At 60.8% G+C, this 255-nt stretch carries 1 protein-coding gene; it reads right to left on the reverse strand.

Annotation, left to right across the window (positions count from 1 at the left end):
- Nucleotides 1–255, reverse strand: a 255-nt coding sequence (locus tag VSR82_RS40320; protein WP_410853511.1) for a transposase, incomplete at both ends; no start/stop codon positions are given.

Here is a 255-nt window from a genome sequence, read left to right on the forward strand (position 1 = left end):
CGTCGGACATGCCCTTCAGTCCGTCGGTGACGGCAATCAGGATGTCCTGCACGCCGCGTGTCTTCAGATCGCTGAAGACCTTCATCCAGAACTTCGCGCCCTCGGTGTTCTCGATCCACAGTCCGAGAATGTCACGCGTGCCGTCGGGCAGGATCCCCAGCGCCAGATAGATCGCCTTGTTGCGCACCATCCCTTCGTCGCGGATCTTCACACGCAGCGCGTCGAAGAACACCACCGGATACATTGGCTCGAGCG

The organism is Burkholderia sp. JPY481 (assembly GCF_038900515.1).
Classification (GTDB): domain Bacteria; phylum Pseudomonadota; class Gammaproteobacteria; order Burkholderiales; family Burkholderiaceae; genus Paraburkholderia; species Paraburkholderia youngii.